The following is a 25,483-nucleotide window of genomic DNA, read 5'->3' as shown; positions in this document are numbered from 1 at the left end:
TCATCTCATCTCGTGTTGCAGCATCTGCGAGCGCTTGCCGTGGAAATAGGCGCGCACCCAGGGATGCTCGGATTGCAGCAATTCGCGCATCGGGCCGATCGCCACGATCTTGCCGTCGGCGAGCGCGGCGACGCGGTCGCAGACCGTGGTCAGGCTCGCGAGGTCATGGGTCACCATGAACACGGTGAGCTCCAGGGTCTTTTGCAGCGTCTTGATCAGCGCGTCGAACTCGCCGGCGGCGATCGGATCGAGGCCCGAGGTCGGCTCGTCCAGGAACAGGATCGGCGGATCGAGTGCGAGCGCGCGCGCCAGCGCCACGCGCTTGGTCATGCCGCCGGACAGCTCCGCCGGATATTTGTCGGCGTCCTCGGCACGCAGACCGACCATTTCGAGCTTGGCGATCGCGATCTCGTCCATCAGCTCCTGCGAGAGGACGAGATTTTCGCGCAAGGGAAACTGGACGTTCTGGCGCACCGTCAGCGAGGAGAACAGCGCGCCCTGCTGGAACAGGATGCCCCAGGCCATCGCCTCGCCTCGGCCGTGGCCGCCGGTGGGTTGTCCCATGACCTCGATGGTCCCGCTCCGGCGCGGGATGAGGCCGATGATGGTCCGCATCAAGACCGACTTGCCGCCGCCGGATGCGCCCACCAGCCCGAGAATCTCGCCGCGGCGGACGTCGAGCGACAGATGGTCGAGCACGGTCTGACGACCGAAGCCGACCACGAGATCGCGGACGCGGATCGCGAACTGATCTTGCGATTCTTCCATCGTCACATTCCGATCGAGGCAAAGAAGATAGCGAACAGGCCGTCGAGCACGATCACCAGGAAGATCGATTTCACCACCGACGTCGTGGTCTGCCGCCCCAGCGACTCCGCGCTGCCCTTGACGCGCAATCCCTCGCTGCAGGCCACGATCCCGATCACCAGCGCCATGAACGGCGCCTTCAGGATGCCCACCTCGAAATGCGCGACGGAAACGGCCTCGTGCAGCCGCGCGATGTAGATCGCCGGCCCCATGTCGCCGTAGAATTGCGCGACCAGCCCGCCGCCATAGAGCGCAGCAATCGATCCGATGAAGGTCAGGATGGGCAGCGCAATGACCAGGGCCGCGACGCGCGGCAGGATCAGGACGTCGATGGGATCGAGCCCCATGGTCGAGAGTGCGTCGATCTCTTCGCGCATCTTCATCGAACCGAGCTCTGCTGTGTAGGCGCTGCCTGACCTGCCGGCGACCATGATGGCGACGATCAGCACGCCGAGCTCGCGCAGCACCAGGATGCCGACCATGTCGACCGTATACGACTCCGCGCCGAATCTGCGGAAGTGGAAGAAGCCCTGCTGCGCGATGATGGCGCCGATAAGGAAGGTGATGAGCGTGACGATGGGAATCGCCTGCCAGCCGATCCGATAGAGCTGATACACCAGGGAGGTCAGCCGCAGCGAACGCGGCCGGCGCAGCACGCCGACGACGGCCATGAACAAGGCGCCGAGCATCTGAAGGAAGATCGTGATGTCTTCCCGCGCCCCGACCGTGGACTTGCCGAGCTCGCCCAACCTCGCCAGAACCGGATTGGGCGCGACGCTTGGAGCCGGCGTGCGACGGTTGACCTGGCGCACCTCGTCCATCAGCCCGCTGAAATGATCGGCGACGCCGACGAACTCGGCCAACCTGCCTGACGATGCGGCCCTGCGCGACAGCTTCTCCAGGACCCAGGCGCCGAGCGTATCGAGCGCGCTGATCCCCGACATGTCCAGCGTTACGACGCGCGAGCGATCGACGTCGGCCCCGACCGACCGCGACAGCGTCTCGAGCGTCACCACGTTCGCGGCGGTCCATGGCCCCTCGGGGCGCAATTTCAGCACGTCGCCGGACGGCGTCGCGTGCAGCAGCGGTTCGTGGTTCACGCTTTCCACCTCGTCGGGACAATTGGTCCCCATTCAGCCGGCATTTCTAGGCCGGCGTGTGGCGGCCGGATTGACCTGTCTCAAGACCCCGAACGGGCTCCGCCTCTTGACGCAAATCAAGCGCGATCGCGCGGGCGGGTCTTAGGCTCGCTCGGATGCAATGAGGACACCAATCCATGTTCGACAGTGACAGGATGAGCGAGGAATTACGGGCGCTGAAGGTCGACGTCACGCGCCTGTTGAGCACCGCCGGCGAGGAGATGTTCGAGAGCTCGAAAGCTCGCACCGAAGCGCTCGCCGATCAGATCAGGGCCGCGCTCGCCGAGCTCGGCGAGACCGTCGAACAAGAGGGGGAGCAGCTCCAGGGCCTCGTTGCGGAGCGCCCGATCACCTCGCTCGCCTCCGCTTTCGCGCTGGGCGTGGTCGTCGGCTTCATGCTGAGGAGACACTAGGTGAATACCGAGAATGTCATCAAACATCTGCGCGTGCTGTGGCGCACCGACAGGATCATCGCGGACATCAGGCTGCGCCATTTGCTGATCGGCCTCGGCCTGCGCGCCTTCGCGGCGCTGATCGCCGCGTTCGGGCTCCTGATGCTGGAGCTGTCCGCCTATTTCGCGCTGGTGCAGATCTGGAGCGCGATTGCCGCGGCCGCCATCCTCGGCGCCGTCAATTTCGTCATCGCAGTCGCTCTCTTCCTGATCGCTGGCCGCGCCCCGTCGGGACGCGACATCGAGCTCGCCAGCGAAATTCATGACACGTCCATCGAAGCCCTCCAGCTCGAGGCACGAGCGCTCCAGGCCCAGGTGTCAGGCGCGGTGCATCATCCGCTCAGCACGATCGTGCCGGTGCTGCTGCCGCTGATCGCGGTCATCATCAAGACTCTGCGGACGACGGCCAGGACGCCAAACGACGCAAGTTCGGCCGAAGCGCAATCGTAGCTGACGCGCTCAGAGCTTCAGCCTGACGTCGCAGATTTCAGGCTCGGCCGGGTCCGGCTTGACCTCGAAGCCGAGCTGCCGGCACATGTCGAGCATCACGGTGTTCTCCTGCAGCACGTCGCCCGATATGGTCTTCAAGCCCTCCGACCGCGCGTAGTCGATGATCAGCTGCATCAGGGCCCAGCCGAGCCCCCTGCCCTTGAGGTCGGATCGCAGCAGGATCGCGTATTCGCCGGTCTCGTAGATCGAGTCGGAATGGAGCCGGACCACGCCGACCATTTCGCCGGTGGCCTCGTCGAACGCGATGAAGGCCATCGCACGCGCATAGTCGAGCTGGGTCAGGCGCGCGATGAATTCGTGGGTGAACTCCTTCATCGGGGCAAAGAAGCGCAGGCGAAGGTCGTGCGCCGTGACGTGACGCAGGAATTCGTGGATGGTCGGCTCGTCCTCGGGACGCAGGGGCCGGACCAAGATGCGCCAATCGTCCTTGAGCTTGAGGCGCCGCTCCCATTGCGACGGATAGGCGCGAACGGCGAAATTGGCAGGGCCAGAGCCGGCGAACTTCCGCTGCGGCGGCCCGACCGCGACGCGCGCATCTACCGCGGTCACGCCGGTTTCGTCCGCCAGCAACGGATTGATGTCGAATTCGCGGATCTCGGGAATGTCGGCGGCCATCTGCGCCAGCTTGACCAGCACCATGGCGACGGCATCCTGCTTGACCGCCGGCACGTCGCGATAGGCCTTTAGCAGCCGCGATACACGCGTGCGGTCGATCAGATCGCGAGCCAGTTGCAGGTCGAGCGGCGGAAGCGCCAGCGCCTTGTCATTGATGATCTCCACCGCCGTGCCGCCGCGGCCGAAAACGACCACCGTGCCGAAGGTCGGATCGTCGGCGAGACCAAGGATCAGCTCACGCGCCTTTGCCTTGACGACCATCGCCTGGACGATGACGCCGCCGATGCGGGCCTCGGGCCGCAGCTTTCTGGCTCGCGCAAGAATGTCCGTGGCCGCCGCACGCACGGCCTCCGGGGTCGTCAGATTGAGTACGACGCCGCCGACGTCGGATTTGTGGGTGATGTCCCGCGACAGGATCTTCAGGACGACGGTGCCGCCTTGCGCGAAGATGTCCTTTGCATAGGTCACCGCCTGCTCGACATCGGCTGCCGCATAGGTCGGCACCATCGCGATGTCGTAGGCTTCGAGCAGGTGCTTGATCTCGACAGGCTCGAGCCACTGGCGGCCATCCGCGATCGCGGCCGTGACGATCTCTCTTGCCCCCCTGGCATCCGGAACGAACGTATCGGGCATCGCGGGAGGGACCTGGCTCAGCTCCTCCACCACTTCGCGGTGCCGGACCAGATGCATGAAGCCGCGCACGGCATCGTCCTCGGTCGGATAGTTCGGCACGCCGGCGCTCGAGAGTGCCTGGACGATGTGCTGATCGGCGCCGACCCAGGCAGCCAGCACGGGCTTTGCCCATCGGCGGTGCTGCTCGCGATACTTAGCCACGAACTCCGTCACGGTCTTGGCGATCTCGGCGGCCGATGCGATTGCCGTCTGCACGTTGAGGACGAGAACTGCGTCGTTGTCGCGGTCGGCCAGCAGTTCCTCCAGCGCCGCCGCGTAGCGCGAGGCGTCGGCGTCGCCCACGATGTCGACGGGGTTTGCACCCGACCAGGTCGGCGGCAGCGCCGCATCGAGCTTCCTGCGCGTATCGGTCGAGATGGTTGCCGGAATACCTCCGAGCTCGACCAATCGATCGACCGCAAGGACCCCGATGCCGCCACCATTGGTCAGGATGGCGAGACGCTTTCCGGTCGGCGATTCGACGCGGCCGAGTGTCTCGGCACAATCGAACAACTCGCGCAGATCGGACACCCGCAGCACACCCGCGCGGCGGAACGCCGCATCATAGACGGCGTCGGCACCGGCGAGCGCGCCGGTATGCGTGGCGGCGGCCTTCGCACCCTGCGCCATCCGGCCGGACTTCACCACGACGACCGGCTTCACGCGTGCGGCCGCGCGCGCCGCCGACATGAACTTGCGCGCGTCCTTGATCGCCTCGATGTAGAGCAGGATCGCGCGGGTCTTGTGATCCATCGCGAAATGATCGAGCAGATCGGCAATGTCGACGTCGATCTGATCGCCGATCGAGACGATGCCGGAGAAGCCGACGCCGCGCTGCGCGGCCCAATCCACCATGCCAGCGGCAATGGCGCCCGATTGCGAGATCAGCGCGAGGTTGCCGGCCCGCGGCATGTGCGCGGCGAAACTGGCATTCAGGCTGACGCCCGGCATCATGATGCCGAGGCAGTTCGGTCCGATCAGCCGCATTCCGTGTTTGCGCGCGGCAGCGCTGGTCGCCTCGTGCAGCGATCCCGATCCCTGGCCGAGACCCGCCGAGACGATCAGCGCCCCCGCAGACCCGCGGCGCCCGGCCTGGTCGACGATGCCTGGTATCTCACCCGCGGGCGCGGTGATGACGACGAGCTCGGGCACGAAGTCCAGCCTGTCCAGGCTCTTCACCGCCGCGATGCCGCCGATCTCGGCATGGCGCGGATTGACGAGGCCAAACCTCCCCTTGAATCCGGCCTTGCCAACATTCTCCAGGACCGCGCGTCCCACCGACGCTGGACGCGCGCTCGCGCCGACGAGCGCGACCGAGCGCGGCGACAGCAGGTTGTTCAGACGATAAGTCGACATGAAAACAAATGCACCGCCTCGGCGGCGGTTCCGATGATTGACGATCCGGCTGGAAGAAGAGGCCTAGTGCGAGATCATAACCCAGCACGGTGGCTGGCCAATGACGGTCTTTGTCACACCTCCCCACACGATCTCGTTCAGGCGCGAATGATGATAGGCGCCCATCACGATGGCATCGATGCCATGGGAATTCGCCCAGCTTCCCAGTACTTTGCCGGTCGAGCTGCCACCCCCCTTCGTGGTTTCGAACGAGGCAAAGACGCCGTGTTCCCGCAAGTGGTCGACGAGTGCCGTTCCGGATTGCAGGACCGCGTCAGTCTTGTCCTCCGCCACGGTCAGCACACGAACCGAGGTGGCAGCCTGAAGAATGGGCAACGCATCTCCCGCCGCACGCGCGGCCCGTGCGGAATGATCCCAGGCAATCACGACGTTCTCGAATTCGGGCCGGAGCTCGTCGGCGCGATGTTCGGGACAGAGCAGAAGCGGCCGTCCGGATTCGAACAACAACGCTTCGATGATGGCCTCCGTTCGACTGTCGTGCGGCTTCACGGGAACCAGCGTGAGGTCGCTGAAGCGAGCGTGCTCGGCCAGGATCGCTCCGATCTGATCCGCGGGCACCTTGCCCGACCGGCTCTGGGCGCGGATGTTGGCGCGGGAAGCCGCATTGGTGAAGGCATTCAGCAGCTGCTGCATGTCGCTGGCCTCGAGGCTGGCCTGCGCGGAAGCGCGATCGTCAGGCAGCATCACCTTCGGCCGCTCGAAAACATCTTCCTCGAGTGCGAGCGCGGTGATCCTGGCGCCGAGATCGGCGGCCGCAGCGACGCATTTCTCGATCGCGACCAGGGCTGGCCCGCGCGGCTGGCCGACAAGGGGCAGAAACACATCCTTGATGGGCATCGGAATTCTCCTGAGCCACCATCATAGGCCGGCTGTCGTCGAGCCCCTTGATCCGCGTCAAGACCGGGGGAAACTCAGTCCGATCAACCGGGCGAACCGGCGTTGACCGACGTCAAGGACTGGCCACTCGGTCGTTCTATGGATAGTTCAATCGGAGCGGTTCGCCCCGGAGACAGACATGCGTGCGATGGTGTTGCCGGCCCCACGAGTGCGGCTCCGGATGGAGGAGCGGGCTGCCCCGTTGCCGGGCGAGGGTCAGATCCGGGTGAAGATCAGCGCCTGCGGTGTATGCCGGACCGATCTTCATCTCGTCGACGCCGAGCTGCCCGGCATCCGCTATCCGATCGTGCCTGGCCACGAGATCGTCGGCCGGGTCGACCTCATCGGTGCGAATGTGACGACACATGCGCCTGGTGAGCGGGTCGGCATTCCCTGGCTCGGCTTCACCTGCGGAACATGCCGCTTCTGCCGGGAGGGCATGGAAAACCTCTGTGACGCGCCGCTGTTCACCGGCTACACGCGTGACGGCGGCTACGCGACCCACACCATCGCCGACGCACGTTACGCTTTTCCGCTCGGCGAGGCCGGCAGCGACGTCGAGATTGCGCCTCTGCTGTGCGCGGGGCTGATCGGCTGGCGCTCGCTGGTCCTGGCCGGCCCCGCCGAGAGGCTCGGCCTCTATGGCTTCGGCGCCGCCGGCCACATCATTGCGCAAGTCGCGGTTTGGCAGGGACGCTCCGTCCATGCATTCACGCGGGCAGGCGATGCCGCTGCACAAGGTCTTGCACGCCGTCTCGGCGCTGTCTGGGCGGGGTCATCTGACCAAGTGCCCGACGAGCCGCTCGACGCCGCGATCATTTATGCCCCAGCCGGCGAGTTGGTCCCGGCGGCGTTGCGTGCCGTGCGCAAAGGCGGTCGCGTCGTCTGCGCCGGCATCCACATGAGCGACATTCCGAGCTTTCCGTATGATTTGCTGTGGCAGGAGCGGCAGCTGGTCTCGGTCGCCAATTTGACCCGGCAGGATGGGATCGAATTTCTCAAGGTCGCGCCGCAAGCCGGCGTGCGCACCGAGACGACGGCGTTTCCGCTCGATCAAGCCAACGAGGTCCTGACCATGCTGCGCAATGGCCAGATCCTCGGCGCGGCCGTGCTGACACCCTGATGGTGCTTCCCATGTCCGCTTCGATGAAGGATGACACGGCGGCTCAGGAGCGCATCTTTCGGATGCTGACCGATCATCCCGGCGTGAGGCGCATCGACACGCATGCCGCCTCGGTGTTCCTGGACGCAAAGCGCGCACTGAAGATCAAGCGCGCCGTCCAATTTCCCTTCCTCGACTATTCGACGCTCGAGAAGCGCAAGGCGGCCTGCGAGGAGGAGATCCGGATCAATCGGCCCCTGGCGCCGCAGATCTATCATGGCGTCGTGGCGATCACGGAAGAGCCGGATGGATCGGTGAAGGTCGACGGCATCGGGCGGCCGATCGAGTATGCGGTCGACATGTCGCGCTTCGACGAAAGCAGGACGCTGGATCATCTGGCCAAGGCCGGCCCGCTGGACGCGAAGCTTGCCGCGGCCGCGGCCGACGCAATCGCGGCGTCGCACGTGGCGGCGACACGCGCGGACGGAAAAGCGTGGGTCTCCTCCATCCCGGCCCTGATCGACGGCAACACGAATGGTCTGCGGGCCGGCGGACATTTCGGCGCAGAGGAGATCGAGCAACTCGGCAAGGCCTCGCACACGGCCTATCTGCGTATTCGCGCCCTGCTCGCAGAGCGCGGCCGCCGGGGCTTCGTGCGCCGCTGCCATGGCGATCTGCATCTGGCAAACATCGTCCTGATCGATGATCGGCCCGTGCTGTTCGATGCGATCGAGTTCGACGCGCAAATGGCGACGGTCGACGTGCTCTACGATCTCGCATTCACGCTGATGGACCTGTTGCAGCACCATCAGCCGGGCGCGGCAAACATGTTGCTGAACCACTATCTCGCCGTGACGCCGGCCGACAATCTCGACGCGCTCTCGACTCTGCCGCTGTTCATGTCGATCCGGGCGGCGATCCGCGCCCAGGTTAGCTTGGCGCGGCTCAAGCGGCCGCATTCCGACGGTCCCGGCATTCTCGACCAGGCACGACGCTATTTCGAGCTCGCAGAGATGCTGATCCGTCCTCCTGCTCCGCGCCTGATTGCGGTGGGCGGACTGTCCGGCACCGGAAAGACCGCCTTGGCGCACGCGCTCGCGCCGCTCGTCGCACCGGAGCCAGGGGCCGTCGTGCTGCGTAGCGACCTCGTCCGCAAGCAGATGTTCGGAGTCGAGGACACCCACCGCCTGCCGCCTTCGGCCTATACGCCGGAGGTCACGGCCCGCGTCTACGACACGCTGGTCGAACATGCCCGGCGCGTGCTGGCGCAAGGCCATTCGGCGATCATCGACGGCGTATTCGCTCGCGAGGACGAACGCGACGCGATCGCGGCTCTGGCGCGCGAGCGCAACGTGGCGTTGAACGGGCTGTTCCTGGTCGCGGACCTTGCGACCCGGAAGGCGCGCATCGGCGGCCGCCGGGGAGACGCATCGGACGCCACGCCGGAGGTTGCCGCGCTGCAAGAGCACTATAATATCGGCCATGTCGGCTGGGCGATCATCGATGCATCCGGGACGCAAGAGCGGACGCTTCAGAACTGCCGGAACGTCATCGCTGAGGGGCAAACAAGGCAATCAAACTGATGCGGGCAAGTAAGTCGCGACCGACCACGCGCTCGACGGCAAACGCGCATGCCAAGCCGGCCACGCGGCGCAACGCGCTGCCGGCCCGACTCAGCCCCGGCATGGCCTGCGACACGGCTTTCCGGATCATCGCCCGCCGTCACCTCGACGCGGTAATGGCTCAGCACGACGGCACCTGCCGCGGCGATCCCGATGCGCTGCACCAGATCCGGATCGCACTGACGCATCTGCGGACTGCCATACGCTTCTTCTCGCCGATGGTCGACGATGCGCTGCGGCCGGATGTCTGGGCCGAACTGAAATGGCTGAACGGTCAGCTCGGCATGGTGCGGGACCTCGACGTGGCCATCGAGCGGATCGTCGCGGAGAGTGGCACCGAGCTCGCCGTGGTCGCCGAGCTTCAGCGCTGGGACGAGAAGCGCGCGGAGAGTCACCGGCTGCTGGCGCGCGCGCTGCAATCGGCGCGGTATCGCCGCCTGGTCGAGCAAACCTCAACTTGGATCGAAACCGGCCCCTGGTCGACCCGCCGCAGCAAGGACGCCATCCGGCTGCGCCGCCGCACCCTCGCCGACCACGCGACGGAGCGGCTGACCGAGTGGGAGACGACGCTGCTCAAGAAGGCCCGGAAGCTGAAAAAGCTCGATGTCGAGAAACGTCACAAGCTGCGCCTCCTCAACAAGCGGATGACCTATTCGGTCGAGTCGCTTGCAGATCTGTTCGCCGATGGCGCGGCGAAACAGAAGTCCATCCTCAAGCAATTGCGCAAGGCACAACGGTCGCTCGGACAATTGAACGACGATGCACGCGGGCAAGCGTTGGCGGCGTCATTGAATGGCGCCGGCCTCGAAGCCAGTAATCGATTCCTCGATCGCAAGCGGGAAAAGAAGCTGTTGCGGAAGGCCTCGGAGGCCTACCGCAAACTGGACAAGACCAAACCGTTCCGCTCCTCGGATCTCGCGCCGAGTTCGGAGCCGGAAGCTTAGGTGTGGACGTAGTCCCCCGGCGCATCGGGCAGGCCAAGGGCGCCGCCAAGTCCGATCTGCGGGGGATCGCAGGGCGCACCGGAGCGCGCTGACAGCCAAGTGGCCCATTCAGGCCACCACGAGCCTTCGACGCGCGGGGCGAGCTTCAGCCATTCGTCCGCACCGACATAGGGCGCGTCAGCAGCCTTGGTCAGCACCTGATAGAAGTGGCCCTCCTCCTGCGGAGGCGCGACGACGCCGGCATTGTGGCCGCCGCTGGTCAACAGGAACGTCACGTCGGCATCGACCTGATAATGGATCTTGTAGACGGATCGCCACGGCGCGACGTGATCGGCGAGCGTGCCGACCACGAACATGGGCGTGTGAATGTCCGATAGCGAGACGCTCCTGCATTCGACCCGATAGCGACCTTCCGCCAGATCGTCGTTCAGGAACAGCTGGCGCAGATACTCCGAGTGCATGCGATAGGGCAGCCGCGTGGCGTCGGCGTTCCAGGCCATCAGGTCGCTCGGTGGCGAACCGTCGCCCATCAGATAGTCACGCGAGAGCCGCGACCAGATCAGCTCGTTGGAGCGCAGCAGCTGGAACGCGCCCGCCATCTGTGTCGTGTCGAGATAGCCGCGCTGCCACATCATGTCTTCGAGGAAGGCAACTTGGCTCTCGTTAATGAATAGCGTCAATTCTCCGGCCTCGGTGAAATCGGTTTGCGCGGCGAGAAGCGTGACGGTGCCGAGACGGCTGTCGCCGTCGCGCCCCATGGCCGCCGCGGCGATCGACAGCAACGTGCCGCCAAGACAATAGCCGAGGGCATGGATCTTCCGGCCCGGCGCGATCTGGCCGATCATGTCCAGTGCGGCCATCACGCCCAGCTTGCGGTAGTCGTCGAAGGCAACATCCCGATCGTTCGCGTCCGGATTGCGCCAGGAGATTGCGAAGACGGTGAAGCCCTGAGCGGTCAGGTATTTGACCAGGGAATTCTGCGGCGACAGATCGAGGATGTAGTACTTCATGATCCAGGCCGGCACGATCAGAATCGGCTCCGGCCGCACCTGCGCAGTCGTCGGATGGTACTGGATCAGCTCGATCAGGCTGTTGCGGTAGACGACCTTGCCGGGCGAAGCCGCCACCGTCTTGCCGACGACGAACTGATCCTCGTCGGCCAGCTTCGAGCCGGAGAGCAGGCGCATCAGGTCGCTGCACCAGTTCTGCCAGCCGAACACGAAGTTCTCGCCGCCGCTCTGGAACGCTTTTTCCAGAACCTGCGGATTGGTGGCCGCGAAGTTCGAGGGTGCCAGCATGTCGAGCATCTGGCGCATCGAGAACTCGACGATGGCTTCGTTCGCGTGGGACACGCCGCGTATGCCGGTCGTGGCATCGTGCCACCAACGTTCGGTGAGCAGAAACGCCTGCGCAAGCAGATTGAACGGCGCGGCTTCCCATTGCCGGTCCTTAAAGCGGCGATCCCGCCCCTGCGGCCGAATGACGGACCACGGCTCCTGCGATGTCGCGCGCGCGGCGGCCTCCAGGAGGCGGCCGGAATCGCGGAAGATGTTGCGGGAGAGCTCCATCTGATGCTGAGGCGCCGCCGCAAGATGCGCGCCCCAATCGAGCCAGGCGAGCGACAAGGCCACGGGCGAGATCCCGCCCGTGAACCGCGCCAGCATGGCATGGAACGCGCGATCAAGCGGATAGGTATCCGTTGCTTGCGGGCAAGTGCAGTCAGCCGGCGTCCCTGCGACCCCCTCGGGAATCTCGGCAGCCGGCTTGGCCGCGGGAGCTTGCAGCGGCGCTTCGGCCCGTGGAAATATCTTCACGACGCTCATGGCTGATTGTTCCTGCGGGCTTCCGTTCTAGGCCTGCGGCAGGATATGGCGACGCTGCCGCCGCGCGTTGAGCTGCATCAAATCGCTGCGCGGATCACAATCGGTCAGTCAGGGCAAGCTTCGTCCGCTTGACCTGGGTCAAACCACACCCCGACGGATTCACTAGGCTTTGCGCATTGAAGTTGACATGCCAGCGGAGTTGTCCATGCGCGCCCACCAGATCATGACCCGATCGGTCATCTCGGTCACCCCCGACACCAGCATCGTCGAAGCGGCCAACATCATGCTGAAGCGACATGTCAGCGGCCTCACCGTAGTCGACGATACCGGCAAGCTGATCGGCGTGGTGTCGGAGGGAGATTTCATCCGCCGCAGCGAAATCGGCACCGGGCGCAAGCGCGGGCGGTGGCTGCGGTTCATCCTGGGTCCGGGCAAATCCGCCAGCGACTTCGTCCACGAGCACGGCCGCAAGGTCTCGGAAGTGATGACCGACTCGCCCGTGACCATCACGGAGGACACCGCGCTCGCGGAGATCGTCGATCTCATGGAGCGGAACAACGTCAAGCGGCTGCCGGTCGTGCGCGGCGACAAGGTCGTCGGGATCGTGTCCCGCGCCAATCTGTTGCAGGCGGTGGCGGGGCTGGCCCGCGACGTGCCGGATCCGACCGCCGATGACGATCACATTCGCAGCCGCATCATCGAGACCATGGAGAGGAACGATTGGTGCCCGTTCGGGCTGAACGTCATCGTGCGTGACGGGATCGTTCATCTCAGCGGCGTCATCACCGAAGAGCGCACACGTCAGGCCGCGGTCGTCGCCGCGGAGAACGTCGAGGGCGTGAAGAAGGTGCGCGACCATCTGTGCTGGGTCGACACCCTGTCCGGCATCTATCTCAACTCGCCCGAAGACGACGAACTCGCCAAAGCGAGCTGATCAAGGCAAGCTGATCGCGGCAGAATTCAGCTCGGAATGACGGCGGTGGCTTCGATCTCGACGCGCGCCGCCTTCTCGACGAGGCGGACGACCTGAACCAGGGCCATCGCCGGATAGTGCGCTCCGAAGACGTCGCGGTAGACCTTGCCGAGCTCCTTCAGATTGGCCAGGTACTCGTCCATGTCGACGACGTACCAGGTCAGCCGCACGAGGTGCTCGGGCCGGGCACCGGCCTCGGCCAGGATCGCGGCGATGTTGTCGAGGGTCTGGCGCACCTGCGCGACGAAGCCGTCCGCAAGACGCTCCTCAGCGTCCCAGCCGATCACCCCGCCGGTGACGACGATGCGTCCCTCGGCAGCGATGCCGTTGGCATAGCCCTTCGGCAGCGGCCAGCCTGACGGCTGCAGCATCTGCGCCTTGATGCGCGTTCCATCCTCGGCTGCGGTTGGCAGCACCGCGAGTTGCGGGCTTTTCGGGGTGGTCACTGACAATTCTCTATCCTTCTCTCATTCCGCGGCGACGCCCGAGGACGTCACTGCGGCCTGCGCCAGCTGCCGCAGGGCAAAGCGCTTCAGCTTGCCGGTCTCGGTCTTCGGCAATTGCGCCACGAACTCGATGGCGCGTGGATATTTGTACGGCGCGATCTCGCGTTTGACATGCTCCTGCAACTCGGCCACCAGCTGAGCGTCAGGCGTCACGCCGGGCGCGGCAATGACATAGGCCTTCACGATCATGCCGCGGGCCTCGTCGGGCGCACCGACCACACCGCATTCGGCGACCGCCGGATGCGTGAGCAGCGCCGCTTCGACGTCAGTCCCCGCGATGTTGTAGCCGGCCGACACGATCATGTCGTCGGAGCGCGACTGGTACCAGAAATAGCCGTCGCTATCCATCAAATAGGTGTCGCCGGTGATGTTCCAGCCGTTCTGGACGTATTTCCGCTGCCGCTCGTCGGCCAGATAGCGGCAGCCGGTCGGCCCGCGCACGGCGAGACGGCCCATCGTTCCCGGCGGCACATCGCGGCCCTCATCATCGACGATCTTGGCTTCATAGCCCGGCACGGGCTTGCCGGTGGCGCCGGGGCGGATCTCGTCCTCGGTCGCGCTGATGAAGATGTGCAGCATCTCGGTCGAACCGATGCCGTCCATCAGCTTGATCCCGGTCGCCTTGAGCCAGGCATCGAATGTCGGCTTGGGAAGGGTCTCGCCCGCGGAGACGCATTTGCGGAGCGAAGAAATGTCGCGGCCCGCGAGCTTGCCGAGCATGGCGCGGTATGCGGTCGGCGCCGTGAAGCAGACCGTGGTCTTGTACTGCTCGATCGCATTCAGAATGTCGTCCGGCGTCGTCTTCTCCAGCACGACAAAGGAGGCGCCGATATGCATCGGAAACAGCACGCCGCCGAAGCCGAAGGTGAAGGCGAGCGGGGCCGAGCCGACGAAGCGATCCTTTTGCTCGGCGCGCAGGATGTTGCGTGCGTAACCGTCACAGACCGCGAGCATGTCGCGGTGGAAATGCATGGTGCCCTTGGGATCGCCGGTCGTGCCCGAGGTGAAGGCGATCAGACAGATATCGTCGGCGGCGGTATCGACGGCCTTGAAGTCAGGGCTGGCATCGGCGATCAGTGCTTCGAGCGAATCCGCCGCGCCATTGCCCCAATAGACCACGTGTTTGAGGCCGGGCGCTGCGGCTTTCGCCTTCTCCATCTCGTCGGCGAGCTTTCCGTCGCACAGCGCCAGCGTGATCTCCGCCTTCTGGATCGGATAGGACAGCTCCTTGGCGCGCAACAGCGGCATCGTCGCGACGCAAATACCGCCGGCCTTGATCACCGCGAGATAAGTCGCAACCATCATCGGGTTGTTGGTCGAACGCAGCAGCACGCGCCCGCCGGTGACGAGACCGAGCTTGCCAACCAGCACATTGGCGATGCGGTTCACCAGCGCCTGCAGCTCGCGATAGGTGTAGCTGACGGCTGGGCTGATGACGCAAGGGGCATCGCCCTGGCCCTGCTCGACCCAGCGATCGAGGAAATAGCTGACGCAGTTCAGTCGCGGTGGATAGTGCAGCTCCGGCCGCGTGAAGATGAATTCGGGCCAGAGCTCGCGCGGCGGCAGGTGTTGCCGCGCGAACGTATCGACATGGGCCGTCGCGGCGCTGCCGTCAGACGAGCCCGTTACTTGAATCTTGGCGGCGTTGGCCATCGCACGCTCCTTTCAGCATGGATTGCACCCGGCAGCACGATCTAGAAAACATTTTAGGCTTAAAACAATTTCGCGCAATAGGGGATTTTGGGCATCCCGTGCTTTTTCATGCGGCAAAGGGGTGGGCGGCCTGTCGCGCCCGCACGGTCAGGGCCGGCGGCGGGCGGCCGATTTCTGCGCGGACGCCTTGGTCTTGGCGAGGAGGCGCATCAGTTCGCGCACGTCCTTCGGCGAGAGGTCGGCGAACAGATCGGCGATCCAGGCCTCGTGCTCGGCGGCCATCCTGCGGAACTCGGCACGCCCGAGCTTGGTCAGCCGGATCACCTGGACGCGGCGGTCGGTCTCCGAGGTCCGCCGGTCGAGATGGCCTGATTCCACCAGACGCTCCACGAGCCCGGTCACATTGCCGTTCGACACCATCATGCGCTTGGAGACATCGGAGAGCGTCATGCCGTCAGGCGCCTTGTCGAGCTGCGCCATCAGGTCGAAGCGCGGCAGCGTGACGTCGAACCGCTGCCGCAGCCGGCCGCGCACCTCGCCCTCGATCAGCGTCGTGCAGGTCAAGAGCCGCAGCCACAGCCGGAGCTCTTCGGCATGGTCCTCCGGTGTTTCGACGGCCTTGGTCTCGGAATCGAGCATGTCGATGCAGCCACTCACGGCCGGCATTGGCGCCGGCACGGATTCCCCAACATTTTGAGCTTCAAATAAATCCGGGCCGGCTGCAAGTCCAAAGCTGCAACAATCGACCGCACGCCTATTTCTTTAGGCTTCAAATATTTGGCGCGCCGCTTGCATGCGACCCTGCCCGCAGGATGCGACGCCTCGCGCTCGGCTTGCCGCGGCGGCCGTCATCGGCATAAGCTTTGGATTGGAGTACGTGGCTTGCAGCGCAAGCCAGTCGTCACGAGGGACAGATCATGAAGACGCAAATGACCTTGGCCGCAGCCGCGATGCTGCTCGGCACCGTGGCCACCCCTGCCCTCGCCCAGGAAAAAATCAAGCTCGGTGTGATCGTGACCCTGTCGGGACCAGCCGCAGCGCTGGGCCAGCAGGTTCGCGACGGCTTCGCGCTCGCCGTGAAGGATCTCGGCAGCAAGATGGGCGGCCGCGACGTCGAGCTCGTCGTCGTCGACGACGAGCTGAAGCCGGATGCAGCGGTGACCAAGGTGAAGGGCCTTCTGGAGCGCGAGAAGGTCGACTTCGTGGTCGGGCCGATCTTCTCCAACATCCTCCAGGCCATCCACCGGCCCATCACGGAATCGAAGACGTTCCTGATCAGCCCCAATGCCGGCCCGTCGACATTCGCCGGCAAGGACTGCAACCCGTTCTTCTATGTGACGTCCTATCAGAACGATCAGGTGCACGAGATCCTCGGCAAGGTCGCGCAGGATCGCGGCTACAAGCGCATGTACCTGATGGTGCCGAACTATCAGGCCGGCAAGGATTCGGTGGCGGGCTTCAAGCTCGACTACAAGGGCGAGATCGTCGAGGAATCCTACATGCCGCTGAACACGCTGGATTTCCAGCCGGAGCTCTCCAAGATCTCCTCACAGAAGCCCGATGCACTGTTCACGTTCATGCCGGGCGGCCTCGGCGTCAATCTCGTCAAGCAGTACCGGCAGGCCGGGCTCGCCGACACCATTCCAGTGCTGTCGGCCTTCACGGTCGATGAATCGACCCTGCCGGCGCAGCAGGATGCGGCGGTCGGCATGTTCGGCGGCGCGAACTGGGCACCCAACCTCGACAATCCCCAGAACAAGAAGTTCGTTGCCGCCTACGAGGCCGCCTACAATAGCGTTCCCGGCACTTACGCCTCCCAGGCCTACGACACCGCGATGCTGATCGACAGCGCCGTCAAGGCCGTGAAGGGCGACCTTTCCAACAAGGACGCCGTTGGCGCCGCGTTGAAGAAGGCCGACTTCACCTCGCTGCGCGGGGCCTTCAAGTTCAACCACAACAATTATCCGATCCAGGATTTCTACCTGACCAAGGTCGCCAAGCGTCCGGACGGCAAGTTCCAGACCGAGATCGTGCAGAAGGTGTTCGAGAATTACGGCGACCGCTATGCCAAGGACTGCAAGGCGACGAACTGAGCATGATCGGACCCGAAGGGCCGCGGTAGCGCAAAATGCGCAGCGGTTTTCCGAACATGATCATGCTCTAACAAGAACCGCGCAGCGCGTTACGGGAGGACTGCAATGAAGAGCGAAATCACCGGCATCACGCGGGCCAATGAGGGAATCCAGGGCATTTCCTGGAACATCCTCGGCCAGACCTACGTGCCGAAGAGCTACGCCGAGAACAGCTTCTCCTGGCACGCGACGCTGCCGCCGGGCACCTTCGTGCCGCCGCACATTCATCCCGACCAGGATGAATATCTCTACATGCTGGAGGGAAAGCTGGATTTCGTGCTGGGCAATTCGGAGGCGCAGGCAACCGCGGGCGACCTCATCCGCCTCGGCATGGGCGTGCCGCACGGCATCTTCAACAAGTCGGAGCAGACCGCCAAGGTGCTGTTCTGGGTCTCGCCGAGCCGCAAGCTGTTCGACCTGTTCTGGGGTCTTCACAACATGAAGGAGCAGAAGCCGGAGGACGTCGTGGCGATGGCCGCCGAGTTCAACATCCACTTCCTTCCGCCGCCGCCCGGCGGCTAGCGGCGCGCGTCAGGCGCGCACCGCCGCAAGACCCGGCACCGCGGCGAAGCCTGCCTTGGTGGCATAGCCGCGCACGATGGCCTCGCGCTGGGAATAGCTCAGGACGTTGTCGACATTGTCGAAACCGTCGGGCGCGAGCTGCTCGACGGCGTCGATGACGCCCTCGGGGCCCCCGCGCCGGTTGGAGCGGACGATCTCGGCCGTCATCGGCAGGCGCTTCTTCTCGTACTCGAGCAAGGCCTGACGCGGGTGTTCGGCGCGCACCAGCGCATCCGCAAGGCAGCGCGCGTCGAGAATGGCCTGCGAGGCGCCGTTCGACCCCACCGGATACATCGGATGCGCGGCGTCGCCGAGCAGCGTGACCCTGCCCGATGACCAATATGGCAAGGGATCGCGATCGCAGGTCGGATATTCGTAGAATTCGGGCGTTGCCGAGATCAGGCTCTTCACGTCGATATAGGGCACCGAGAAACGCGCCACATGCGGCATCAGCTCTTCGCGGCGGCCCGGCCGCGACCAGTCTTCCTTCCGCGGCGGCGGCGCGTTGCCCTCGCCCACTTTCACCAGCACCGCCCAATTGGTCAGGCGGCTCGCCGGGCTCGATCCTTCCGCGATCGGATAGATCACCACCTTGGCGTTGAGACCGCCGGCCACGATCATCGATTTGCCGGTCAGGAACAGCGGCCAGTCACGCGCACCGCGCCACAGCATGAGGCCATTCCAGCACGGCGGCCCTTCGTTCGGAAACAGCGTCTCGCGGACGCGCGAGTGAATTCCGTCGGCACCGATCAGGATATCGCCTCGCGCGGTGTGGACATGGGCGCCGGAGCGATCGAAGAAGTAAGCGGTGACGCCGCCCTCGTCCTGCGTGAAGGCGCCGAGCCGGCAGCCGGTGTGGATCGCCTCGCGGCCCAACCGCTCCTCGACGGCGCGATGGATGACGGCCTGAAGGCGGCCGCGATGGATCGAGAATTGCGGCACGTCGTGGCCGGCGTCGATGCCGCGGGCTTCGCGCCAGACCTCCTGGCCGTGGCGATTGAGATAGTAGAGCTGGTCGGTGCGAACAGCGACGTCGTCGAGCTTCTGCAACAGGCCGAGGCCGGCCAACTCCCGCATGGCATGCGGCAGCGTGTTGATGCCGACGCCGAGCTCGCGAATGGTGTCGGCCTGCTCGAAGATCTCGCAATCCAGGCCGCGCGAGCGGAACATCAATGCCGTGGTGAGACCACCGATACCGCCACCGACGATAATCGCCTTCATCGCCCTAACTCCACTCGAAACACAGGCAATGGGTTAACGTCGCACGGCCGATCACTCCGCCGCAAGCGGCTTTGTCGCCTCCGCCTTGAGCTCGGCCCGGGTCTTAGGCTTAGCCTTAATTCTCAGCTCCTCGAGATCCTGCCGGTCGCGCACGCTGTTGCGGAAAATCTGATCTTTTCCGGGCAGATATTGCGGGGGACAGAAGGCGTCGTTTGCCCCGTACCAGGCCGCCGCCTTCATGGTGAAGAAGGGGTCGACGAGATGGGGACGGCCGAGGGCAACGAGATCGGCCCGGCCGGCGGCCAGAATGGTGTTGGCCTGGTCCGCCGTGGTGATGTTGCCGACGCACATCGTGGCGACCCGCGCCTCGTTGCGGACCTGGTCGGAGAAGGGCGTTTGGAACATGCGTCCGTAGACCGGCTGCGAATCGCGCACGGTCTGGCCGGTCGAGACGTCGACGAGATCGACGCCGGCCTCGGCAAAAGCGCGCGCGATGGCGACCGCATCATCGCCGGTGATGCCGCCGTCCGCCCAATCGGTCGCCGAGATGCGCACCGACATCGGCTTGTGCGACGGCCACACCGCGCGCAAAGCCTCGAAGATCTCGAGCGGGAACCGCAGACGGTTGGCGAGCGAGCCGCCATATTCGTCCGTCCGGGTGTTGGTCAGAGGGGAGATGAAGCTCGCGAGCAGATAGCCGTGGGCGCTGTGCAATTCGAGCATGTCGAAGCCGCAGCGCTCGCCGCGCTCGGCCGCCGCGACGAAAGAATCCCTCACCGCATTCATGCCGGCGCGGTCGAGCTCGCGCGGCACCTGGCTGTCGGGGAAATAGGGCAGCGGCGATGCCGAAATGATCTCCCAGCCGCCCTCCTCCAAAGGACGGTCCATCCCGTCCCACATCAATTTGGTCGCGCCCTTGCGGCCGGCGTGGCCCAGTTGCAGGCAGATCTTTGCGGCCGAGTTGCCGTGGACGAAATCCACGATGCGACGCCAGGCGGCCTCCTGCTCGTCGTTCCACAGACCAGTGCAGCCGGGCGTGATCCGGGCCTCACGGCTAACGCAGGTCATCTCGGTGAAGATGAGGCCGGCGCCGCCGATCGCGCGCGAGCCGTAATGCACCAGGTGGAAATCAGTCGGCACACCTTCCTTCGCCGAGTACATGCACATCGGCGACATCACGGCGCGATTGGCAAGCTTCATCTCACGCAGGCGGAACGGCTGAAACAGCGGCACCATCGGCCGATTGGTGTCGACATCGAAGCCGCTGCTGCGCACCTGCCTCGCAAACGACTTGTCGACCTCCGCCACGAAATCCGGCGCGCGGAGCTTGAGATTGTCATAGGTGATCGCCTTCGAGCGCGTCATCACGCCGAAGGCGAACTGAACCGGATCGAAATCCCAGAAGCGGTCGACATGCTCGAACCAGACCAGCGAAACGTCGGCGGCATGCTGCGTCTTCTCGACCTCCTCGCGGCGGCCGTGCTCATAGACCTCCAGGGCGGCCTTGATGCTGGGCGCCTTCTCCATGGCTTCGGCCAGCGCGATGGCGTCTTCCATCGCGAGCTTGGTGCCTGAGCCGATGGAGAAATGTGCGCTCGCCTTGGCGTCGCCGAGCAGCACCATGTTGTCCTTGACCCAGCGCTTGCTGCGGATCATCGGGAAGTTGCGCCACATCGAGCGGTTCGTCAGCAGCTTGTGCCCATCGAGGAACCAGCCGAAGATGTCGGCCATCCGCGCGGCGGATTGAGCCTCGTCGAGACCCGTCAGCCCGGCGCGTTCGAACGTTTCAGGGTCGGTCTCGAAAATCCAGGTCGAGTGCCCGGCCTCGTACTGATAGGCATGGGCGATGAACGGCCCCCACTCCGTCTCCTGGAAGATGAAGGTGAAGGCATCAAGCGGCCTGGTCGAACCCATCCAGGCGAACTTGTTGGCGCGCAGGTCGACCTCCGGCTGGAAATGCTCGACGTATTTCTCGCGGAAACGGCTGTTGATGCCGTCGGCGAGCAGGATGAGATCGGCATCGGCGAAGCGCATTTCGTTGTCGATATCGACCTCGAAGTGCAAGGTGACACCCAGCTCGCGTGCACGTTCCTGGAGGATCAGAAGCAGCTTCTGCCGCGAGCAGCCGCAGAAGCCGTTGCCGCCGACGCGGTGCACGGTGCCGCGGAAGTGCACGGCGATGTCATCCCAGTAAGCGAACTCCTGGGTGATGCGGCGATAACTCGGCAGATCGTGCTTCTCGAAATTGTCGAGCGTCGCATCCGAGAACACCACGCCGAAGCCGAAGGTGTCATCGGCCCGATTGCGCTCATAGACCGCAATGTCCGCGCCGGGACGCTGCTTCTTGAGCAGGATCGCAGCATACAGACCCGCAGGTCCGCCACCGATGATCGCGACTTTCATGGGAGCCTCGCCACTTCACCCGGCCATGAAAACTATTTTAAGCCTAAAATAATTTCCCGCAAGTCCCCCTCGCTGGATTTGCTGCAGATAATTGCGACCGGCTCAGTCGCCCCTGAATACCGGCTTGACCTTGTTGGCGAAAGCCTCGAAGGCACGCTCGAAATCCGCGGTGGTCATGCACAGCGCTTGGGCGATGGCCTCCGCCTCGATCGCCTCCTCCACCGACATCGCCCATTCCATCGCCAGCATCCGCTTGGTCATGGTGTTGGCGAAGGTCGGGCCTTCCGCGACTTGCCTGGCCAGAACCTGCGCCTGGGGCAGCACCTGCTCCGCGGTGACGATGCGGCTGAAGAAGCCCCAGCGCTCGCCCTCTTCCGCCGTCATGAACCGGCCGGTGTAGAGCAGCTCGGAGGCGCGGGACTGCCCGATGATCCGCGGCAGGATGGCGCAAGCGCCCATGTCGCAACCGGCCAGCCCCACCTTGTTGAACAGGAACGCCACCTTCGCCCCGCTCGCCGCAAGGCGCATGTCCGATGCCATGGCGATGATCGCCCCGGCGCCGGCGCAGATGCCCTCGACCGCCGCCACGATCGGCTGCGGACACGCCCGCATCGCCTTGACGAGATCGCCGGTCATACGCGTGAAGCCGGTCAGCCCCTTGGTGTCCATCTTCACCAGCGGGCCGATGATCTCGAACACGTCGCCGCCGGACGAGAAATTGCCGCCGGCACCCGTGACGACGATGGACTTGACCGCGTCGTCGAAGGTGCAGGCGCGGAAGAAATCGGTCAGTTCCCGATAGCTCTCGAACGTCAGCGGATTCTTTCGTTCGGGGCGATTGAGCGTGACCGTCGCAACGCCGTCAACCACGGCGAGCAGGAAGTGCTGCGGCGAGTAATCCGCAAGCGGCACGGTGACGGGATTGGCTGGTCTGCTCATGGGATCTCCTTGGCTTTTATGTTCCGGCCCTGCTTCGCCACGCTAGATTTCACCGCCGGCAACGGCGATCGCCTGCCCGGTGATCGCACCGGCGCCCTCGCCGCAGAGCCAGAGCACCGCGTCGGCCACCTCCTGCGGTGTGATGAGTCTTCCTTGCGGATTGTGTTTCGAGAGCTCGGCGATCGCCTGCTCGCGGGTTCGGCCGGTCTTCTTCATGATATTGTCGATACTGCCGGCGACCAGATCGGTGTCCGTGAAGCCGGGACACACCGCATTCACGGTGACGCTGCTACCAGCCATCTCGAGGGCGAGCGAACGCACCAGGCCGACAACCGCGTGCTTGGCCGCCGCATACGCGCTGACATAGGCGTAGCCCTTGAGGCCGGCCGTGGACGCCACCGCGACGATGCGACCGTAGGGACGATCCTTCATGCCCGGCAGCACGGCCTGGACGGCATGTACGACGCCCATGAAATTGACATCCATCATCCGGCTGAAGAGCGCGCCGTCCGATTTCGCGAACGGCGCCGATTCAGCGCTGCCCGCATTGGCAACCAGGATGTCGATCGGCTTGCGCGCACTTGCCCCGGCGATCGCGGCTTTCAGTGATGCTTCGTTCGCGACATCAGCGACAGCCGCAAAGTGCGCGGCACCTGCATTGACCGCCTCGTCGAGAACCGCCGCGTTCCGGCCAAGCACCGTTACGGTCGCACCAGCGCCGACGAGAGAGGAAGCGATCGCTCGGCCGATGCCGCGCCCGCCACCGGTGACCAGCGCGTGCGGCGAATGCGGCAATCCGGACATGCGCTGGCTCCCTCAGATCTCGTGATCGTGCTTCCGATATATTTTAACCTTCAAGTTTTTGCAACGAAAGCGGCGCGTGGCCGGCGAATGCCGCCGCATGAGAGACGGCCCGAAAATTGCTTTAAGTATAAAATTATCGCTTCCCATCCCTGAAAGGCCTGTTAGCATCGAAGTGCCAGCAGAAGGATGTCGCGTGTCACAGCCTGTGCCGATGATAACAAAGGATGGACGCTTCGCCTACGAAGCCGCGGGCGATCCTGGCGCGATACCGCTGATCTTCCTGCACGGCATCGGCGGCGCGGCGCGAGCCTGGCGGCGGCAGCTTGCCACATTCGGCGAGCGCTTCCGCGCGATCGCATGGGACATGCCCGGTTATGGCGGATCGACGCCGCTTTCGAGCGTCAGTATCGCTGCCCTGGCGGAGGCGCTGCAGCAATTCATCGAGCAACTCGGCGTCAGCAGGCCTGTTCTGGTCGGCCATTCCATCGGCGGCATGATCGTTCAGAAGTGGCTGGTTCAGTCCCCCAAACTGGCACGCGCGGTCGTGCTGGCGCAGACCAGCCCTGCGTTCGGCAAGGCGGACGGCGACTGGCAGAAATCGTTTATCGCAGCGCGGCTGGGACCGCTCGATCGCGGGGAGACGATGAAGTCGCTGACGCCTTCGCTGGTGAAGGAGCTTGTCGGCGACGATCCCGATCCGAACGGGATGGAGGTTGCCCGCGAATGCATGGGGAGCGTGCCCGAAGCGAGCTATCGCGCCATGATGCTGGCCCTGATCGGCTTCGATCAGCGCAGCACGCTCGGAGACATTTCCGTCCCGACACTGCTGCTGTCGGGCTCCAAGGACAATAACGCGCCCGCGCCGATGATGGCCAAGACGGCGACCTTTATTCCAGGGGCTGAATATGTCGAGCTCGCCGGCGTCGGCCATCTCGCCAATCTCGAACGCCCCGGGGCCTTCGACGAAGCTCTCGGCCGGTTCCTGAACTCTCTCGCGACCAAAGCGTAAGGTGACCGCGCGATGACCATGCAAGGTGGCAAGACGATTGGGACGACCAACAAGGTCGCGCTGGATGCGCCGATCTTCGATCCTACTGGATTCGGCTTGAACGACGAGCAGGCCGGCATCATCACCCGCGCGAGAGAGATCGGCCAGACCGTGTTTGCCGGTCGCGCCGCCACTTACGATCGCGAGGCGACCTTTCCGACGGAAAATTACCGCGATTTGCATCGCGTCGGCCTGCTCGGCATCGCGGTACCCAAGAAGCACGGCGGCCTCGGCGCCAATTACCAGACCTATGCCCTGGCGGCAGCCGAGATCGGCCGTTATTGCGGCGCCACCGCGCTGACCTGGAACATGCATGTCTGCTCGACCCTGTGGTCGGGTCCCCTCGCCGACGATCTCGACATGGACGCGGAGACCCGTGCGGAGCATGAGCGACGGCGCGCGGTCCACTACAAGCGCATCGTCGAGGATGGTGCGATCTATTCGCAGCCCTTCTCCGAGGGTGGAGCTGCCGCTGCGGGCGGCGTTGCTTTTGGCACTGAAGCGAGGCCGGTCGCGGGCGGTTGGATCGTCAACGGAAAGAAGATCTTTGCTTCGCTCTCGGGCCACGCCGACTATTACGGCGTGCTTTGCACCGAGATCGAGCAAGGCGAGAAGGCCTCGCGCCGCAACACGCTCTACCTCGCGATATCAGCCAAATCAGAAGGCGTCTCCGTCGTCGGCGACTGGGATCCGCTGGGCATGCGCGGCACGGTTTCGCGGACCCTGCTGTTCAAGGACGTGTTCGTGCCGGAAGATTCAGCGCTGATGCCGCGCGGCGTCTATTTCCAGGCGGCGATGCGCTGGCCGCACATGTTCCTGACGCTGTCGCCGACTTATATGGGCCTGGCCCAAGCCGCCTACGACTTCACCGTGCGTTACTTGCGCGGCGAAGTCCCGGGCATGCCCCCGGTCAAGCGGCGGATGTACGCGACCAAGCAGATCGCGGTGGCGCAGATGCAGATCAAGCTGGAGCAGATCAAGGCAATCTGGTTCCAGGCCGTGACCGAGGCGCGCGCCAATCCGACCAAGGAGCAGGTGCTGCGCGCCTATGCCGCGCAATATTCGGTAATGGAGGGCGCCAATGAGCTCGCCGCGCTCGCGATCCGCACCTGCGGCGGTCAGGCCATGCTTCGCTCGCTGCCGCTGGAGCGGATCTATCGGGACAGCCGCTGCGGCTCGTTGATGCTGCCCTGGACCGCCGAGCTCTGCCTCGACCGGATCGGGCGCGAAGCGCTGTACGAGGCCGGTGAAACGGACGACTGACC

The 25,483-nt window shown here is 64.8% G+C and carries 22 protein-coding genes; 10 read left to right on the top strand and 12 right to left on the bottom strand.

Annotated elements, in window-relative coordinates:
- Both ACNJYA_RS12810 and ACNJYA_RS12805 read right to left on the bottom strand, forming a co-directional pair.
- Nucleotides 1-768 (bottom strand): ABC transporter ATP-binding protein, encoded by a 768-nt coding sequence (locus ACNJYA_RS12810; RefSeq protein ID WP_439403023.1) that lies wholly within the window; start codon nt 766-768, stop codon nt 1-3.
- 2 nt (nt 769-770) lie between these two features.
- Nucleotides 771-1,907, bottom strand: a complete 1,137-nt coding sequence (locus ACNJYA_RS12805; RefSeq protein WP_439403022.1) for an ABC transporter permease — start codon at nt 1,905-1,907, stop codon at nt 771-773.
- A gap of 176 nt (nt 1,908-2,083) precedes the next feature.
- On the opposite strand from ACNJYA_RS12805, the gene ACNJYA_RS12800 reads away from it, so the two are divergent.
- A complete protein-coding gene (locus tag ACNJYA_RS12800) occupies nt 2,084-2,359 on the top strand; it encodes a hypothetical protein (RefSeq protein ID WP_172785417.1) in 276 nt (91 codons plus the stop codon).
- Nucleotides 2,360-2,848: a phage holin family protein gene (locus ACNJYA_RS12795; protein WP_439403021.1), complete on the top strand. Its 489-nt coding sequence runs from the start codon at nt 2,360-2,362 to the stop codon at nt 2,846-2,848.
- 9 nt (nt 2,849-2,857) lie between these two features.
- On the opposite strand, the gene ACNJYA_RS12790 is transcribed toward ACNJYA_RS12795, so the two are convergent.
- Together ACNJYA_RS12790 and ACNJYA_RS12785 are read right to left on the bottom strand one after the other, a co-directional pair.
- On the bottom strand, nt 2,858-5,551 hold the full coding sequence (locus ACNJYA_RS12790; RefSeq protein ID WP_439403020.1) for a bifunctional acetate--CoA ligase family protein/GNAT family N-acetyltransferase: 2,694 nt from the start codon (nt 5,549-5,551) through the stop codon (nt 2,858-2,860).
- Between the two features lie 63 nt (nt 5,552-5,614).
- The gene (locus ACNJYA_RS12785) at nt 5,615-6,448 is read right to left on the bottom strand and encodes a universal stress protein (RefSeq protein ID WP_439403019.1); all 834 of its coding nucleotides are present in this window, start codon (nt 6,446-6,448) and stop codon (nt 5,615-5,617) included.
- Nucleotides 6,449-6,626: 178 nt separating this feature from the next.
- Between ACNJYA_RS12785 and ACNJYA_RS12780 the strand changes: the two genes are divergently transcribed.
- Genes ACNJYA_RS12780 through ACNJYA_RS12770 form a run of 3 tightly spaced genes read left to right on the top strand, consistent with a single transcriptional unit; the run spans nt 6,627 to nt 10,155 of the window.
- On the top strand, nt 6,627-7,610 hold the full coding sequence (locus tag ACNJYA_RS12780; RefSeq protein ID WP_439403018.1) for a zinc-dependent alcohol dehydrogenase family protein: 984 nt from the start codon (nt 6,627-6,629) through the stop codon (nt 7,608-7,610).
- 23 nt (nt 7,611-7,633) lie between these two features.
- Nucleotides 7,634-9,172 (top strand): AAA family ATPase, encoded by a 1,539-nt coding sequence (locus ACNJYA_RS12775; protein ID WP_439403440.1) that lies wholly within the window; start codon nt 7,634-7,636, stop codon nt 9,170-9,172.
- Nucleotides 9,172-10,155: a CHAD domain-containing protein gene (locus ACNJYA_RS12770; protein ID WP_439403017.1), complete on the top strand. Its 984-nt coding sequence runs from the start codon at nt 9,172-9,174 to the stop codon at nt 10,153-10,155. Before ACNJYA_RS12775 ends, ACNJYA_RS12770 begins: the two co-directional genes overlap by 1 nt.
- On the opposite strand, the gene ACNJYA_RS12765 is transcribed toward ACNJYA_RS12770, so the two are convergent.
- A complete protein-coding gene (locus tag ACNJYA_RS12765) occupies nt 10,152-11,978 on the bottom strand; it encodes a PHA/PHB synthase family protein (RefSeq protein ID WP_439403016.1) in 1,827 nt (608 codons plus the stop codon). The genes ACNJYA_RS12770 and ACNJYA_RS12765 overlap by 4 nt on opposite strands.
- 205 nt (nt 11,979-12,183) lie before the next feature.
- Between ACNJYA_RS12765 and ACNJYA_RS12760 the strand changes: the two genes are divergently transcribed.
- Nucleotides 12,184-12,912 carry a CBS domain-containing protein gene (locus tag ACNJYA_RS12760; protein WP_439366532.1) on the top strand — a complete coding sequence of 243 codons (729 nt, stop codon included), beginning with the start codon at nt 12,184-12,186 and terminating at the stop codon, nt 12,910-12,912.
- A gap of 26 nt (nt 12,913-12,938) precedes the next feature.
- Here the strand turns inward: ACNJYA_RS12760 and ACNJYA_RS12755 are convergent, their stop codons facing one another.
- The 3 genes from ACNJYA_RS12755 to ACNJYA_RS12745 form a co-directional block, all read right to left on the bottom strand.
- Entirely contained in the window at nt 12,939-13,397 is a 459-nt protein-coding gene (locus tag ACNJYA_RS12755) for a RidA family protein (protein ID WP_439367473.1), read from the bottom strand.
- Nucleotides 13,398-13,418: 21 nt separating this feature from the next.
- Nucleotides 13,419-15,110: a benzoate-CoA ligase family protein gene (locus ACNJYA_RS12750; protein WP_439366531.1), complete on the bottom strand. Its 1,692-nt coding sequence runs from the start codon at nt 15,108-15,110 to the stop codon at nt 13,419-13,421.
- A gap of 147 nt (nt 15,111-15,257) precedes the next feature.
- Complete coding sequence (locus tag ACNJYA_RS12745; protein ID WP_172785427.1) at nt 15,258-15,776, bottom strand: MarR family winged helix-turn-helix transcriptional regulator; 519 nt, start codon at nt 15,774-15,776, stop codon at nt 15,258-15,260.
- Between the two features lie 251 nt (nt 15,777-16,027).
- Here ACNJYA_RS12745 and ACNJYA_RS12740 point away from each other — a divergent pair, with 251 nt between their 5' ends.
- Together ACNJYA_RS12740 and ACNJYA_RS12735 are read left to right on the top strand one after the other, a co-directional pair.
- Nucleotides 16,028-17,203 (top strand): ABC transporter substrate-binding protein, encoded by a 1,176-nt coding sequence (locus ACNJYA_RS12740; protein ID WP_172785428.1) that lies wholly within the window; start codon nt 16,028-16,030, stop codon nt 17,201-17,203.
- 105 nt (nt 17,204-17,308) lie between these two features.
- A complete protein-coding gene (locus ACNJYA_RS12735) occupies nt 17,309-17,764 on the top strand; it encodes a cupin domain-containing protein (RefSeq protein WP_018643141.1) in 456 nt (151 codons plus the stop codon).
- Nucleotides 17,765-17,773: 9 nt separating this feature from the next.
- Here ACNJYA_RS12735 and ACNJYA_RS12730 read toward each other — a convergent pair whose 3' ends face one another.
- From ACNJYA_RS12730 to ACNJYA_RS12715, 4 genes are all read right to left on the bottom strand, one after another.
- Entirely contained in the window at nt 17,774-19,024 is a 1,251-nt protein-coding gene (locus ACNJYA_RS12730) for a flavin-dependent oxidoreductase (protein ID WP_172785429.1), read from the bottom strand.
- A gap of 51 nt (nt 19,025-19,075) precedes the next feature.
- A complete protein-coding gene (locus ACNJYA_RS12725) occupies nt 19,076-21,427 on the bottom strand; it encodes a bifunctional salicylyl-CoA 5-hydroxylase/oxidoreductase (protein WP_439403015.1) in 2,352 nt (783 codons plus the stop codon).
- 102 nt (nt 21,428-21,529) lie between these two features.
- Nucleotides 21,530-22,366: an enoyl-CoA hydratase family protein gene (locus tag ACNJYA_RS12720; protein ID WP_439403014.1), complete on the bottom strand. Its 837-nt coding sequence runs from the start codon at nt 22,364-22,366 to the stop codon at nt 21,530-21,532.
- 42 nt (nt 22,367-22,408) lie between these two features.
- On the bottom strand, nt 22,409-23,170 hold the full coding sequence (locus ACNJYA_RS12715; protein WP_439403013.1) for an SDR family NAD(P)-dependent oxidoreductase: 762 nt from the start codon (nt 23,168-23,170) through the stop codon (nt 22,409-22,411).
- Between the two features lie 193 nt (nt 23,171-23,363).
- On the opposite strand from ACNJYA_RS12715, the gene ACNJYA_RS12710 reads away from it, so the two are divergent.
- Both ACNJYA_RS12710 and ACNJYA_RS12705 read left to right on the top strand, forming a co-directional pair.
- On the top strand, nt 23,364-24,179 hold the full coding sequence (locus ACNJYA_RS12710) for an alpha/beta fold hydrolase (RefSeq protein WP_439403439.1): 816 nt from the start codon (nt 23,364-23,366) through the stop codon (nt 24,177-24,179).
- 12 nt (nt 24,180-24,191) lie between these two features.
- Nucleotides 24,192-25,481 carry an acyl-CoA dehydrogenase family protein gene (locus ACNJYA_RS12705; protein ID WP_439403012.1) on the top strand — a complete coding sequence of 430 codons (1,290 nt, stop codon included), beginning with the start codon at nt 24,192-24,194 and terminating at the stop codon, nt 25,479-25,481.
- The last annotated feature ends 2 nt before the right edge of the window (nt 25,482-25,483 follow it).

It is taken from the genome of Bradyrhizobium sp. BLXBL-01, assembly GCF_051853025.1.
In the GTDB taxonomy this organism is placed as follows: domain Bacteria; phylum Pseudomonadota; class Alphaproteobacteria; order Rhizobiales; family Xanthobacteraceae; genus Bradyrhizobium.
This window is presented reverse-complemented; position numbering and strand designations above follow the sequence as displayed.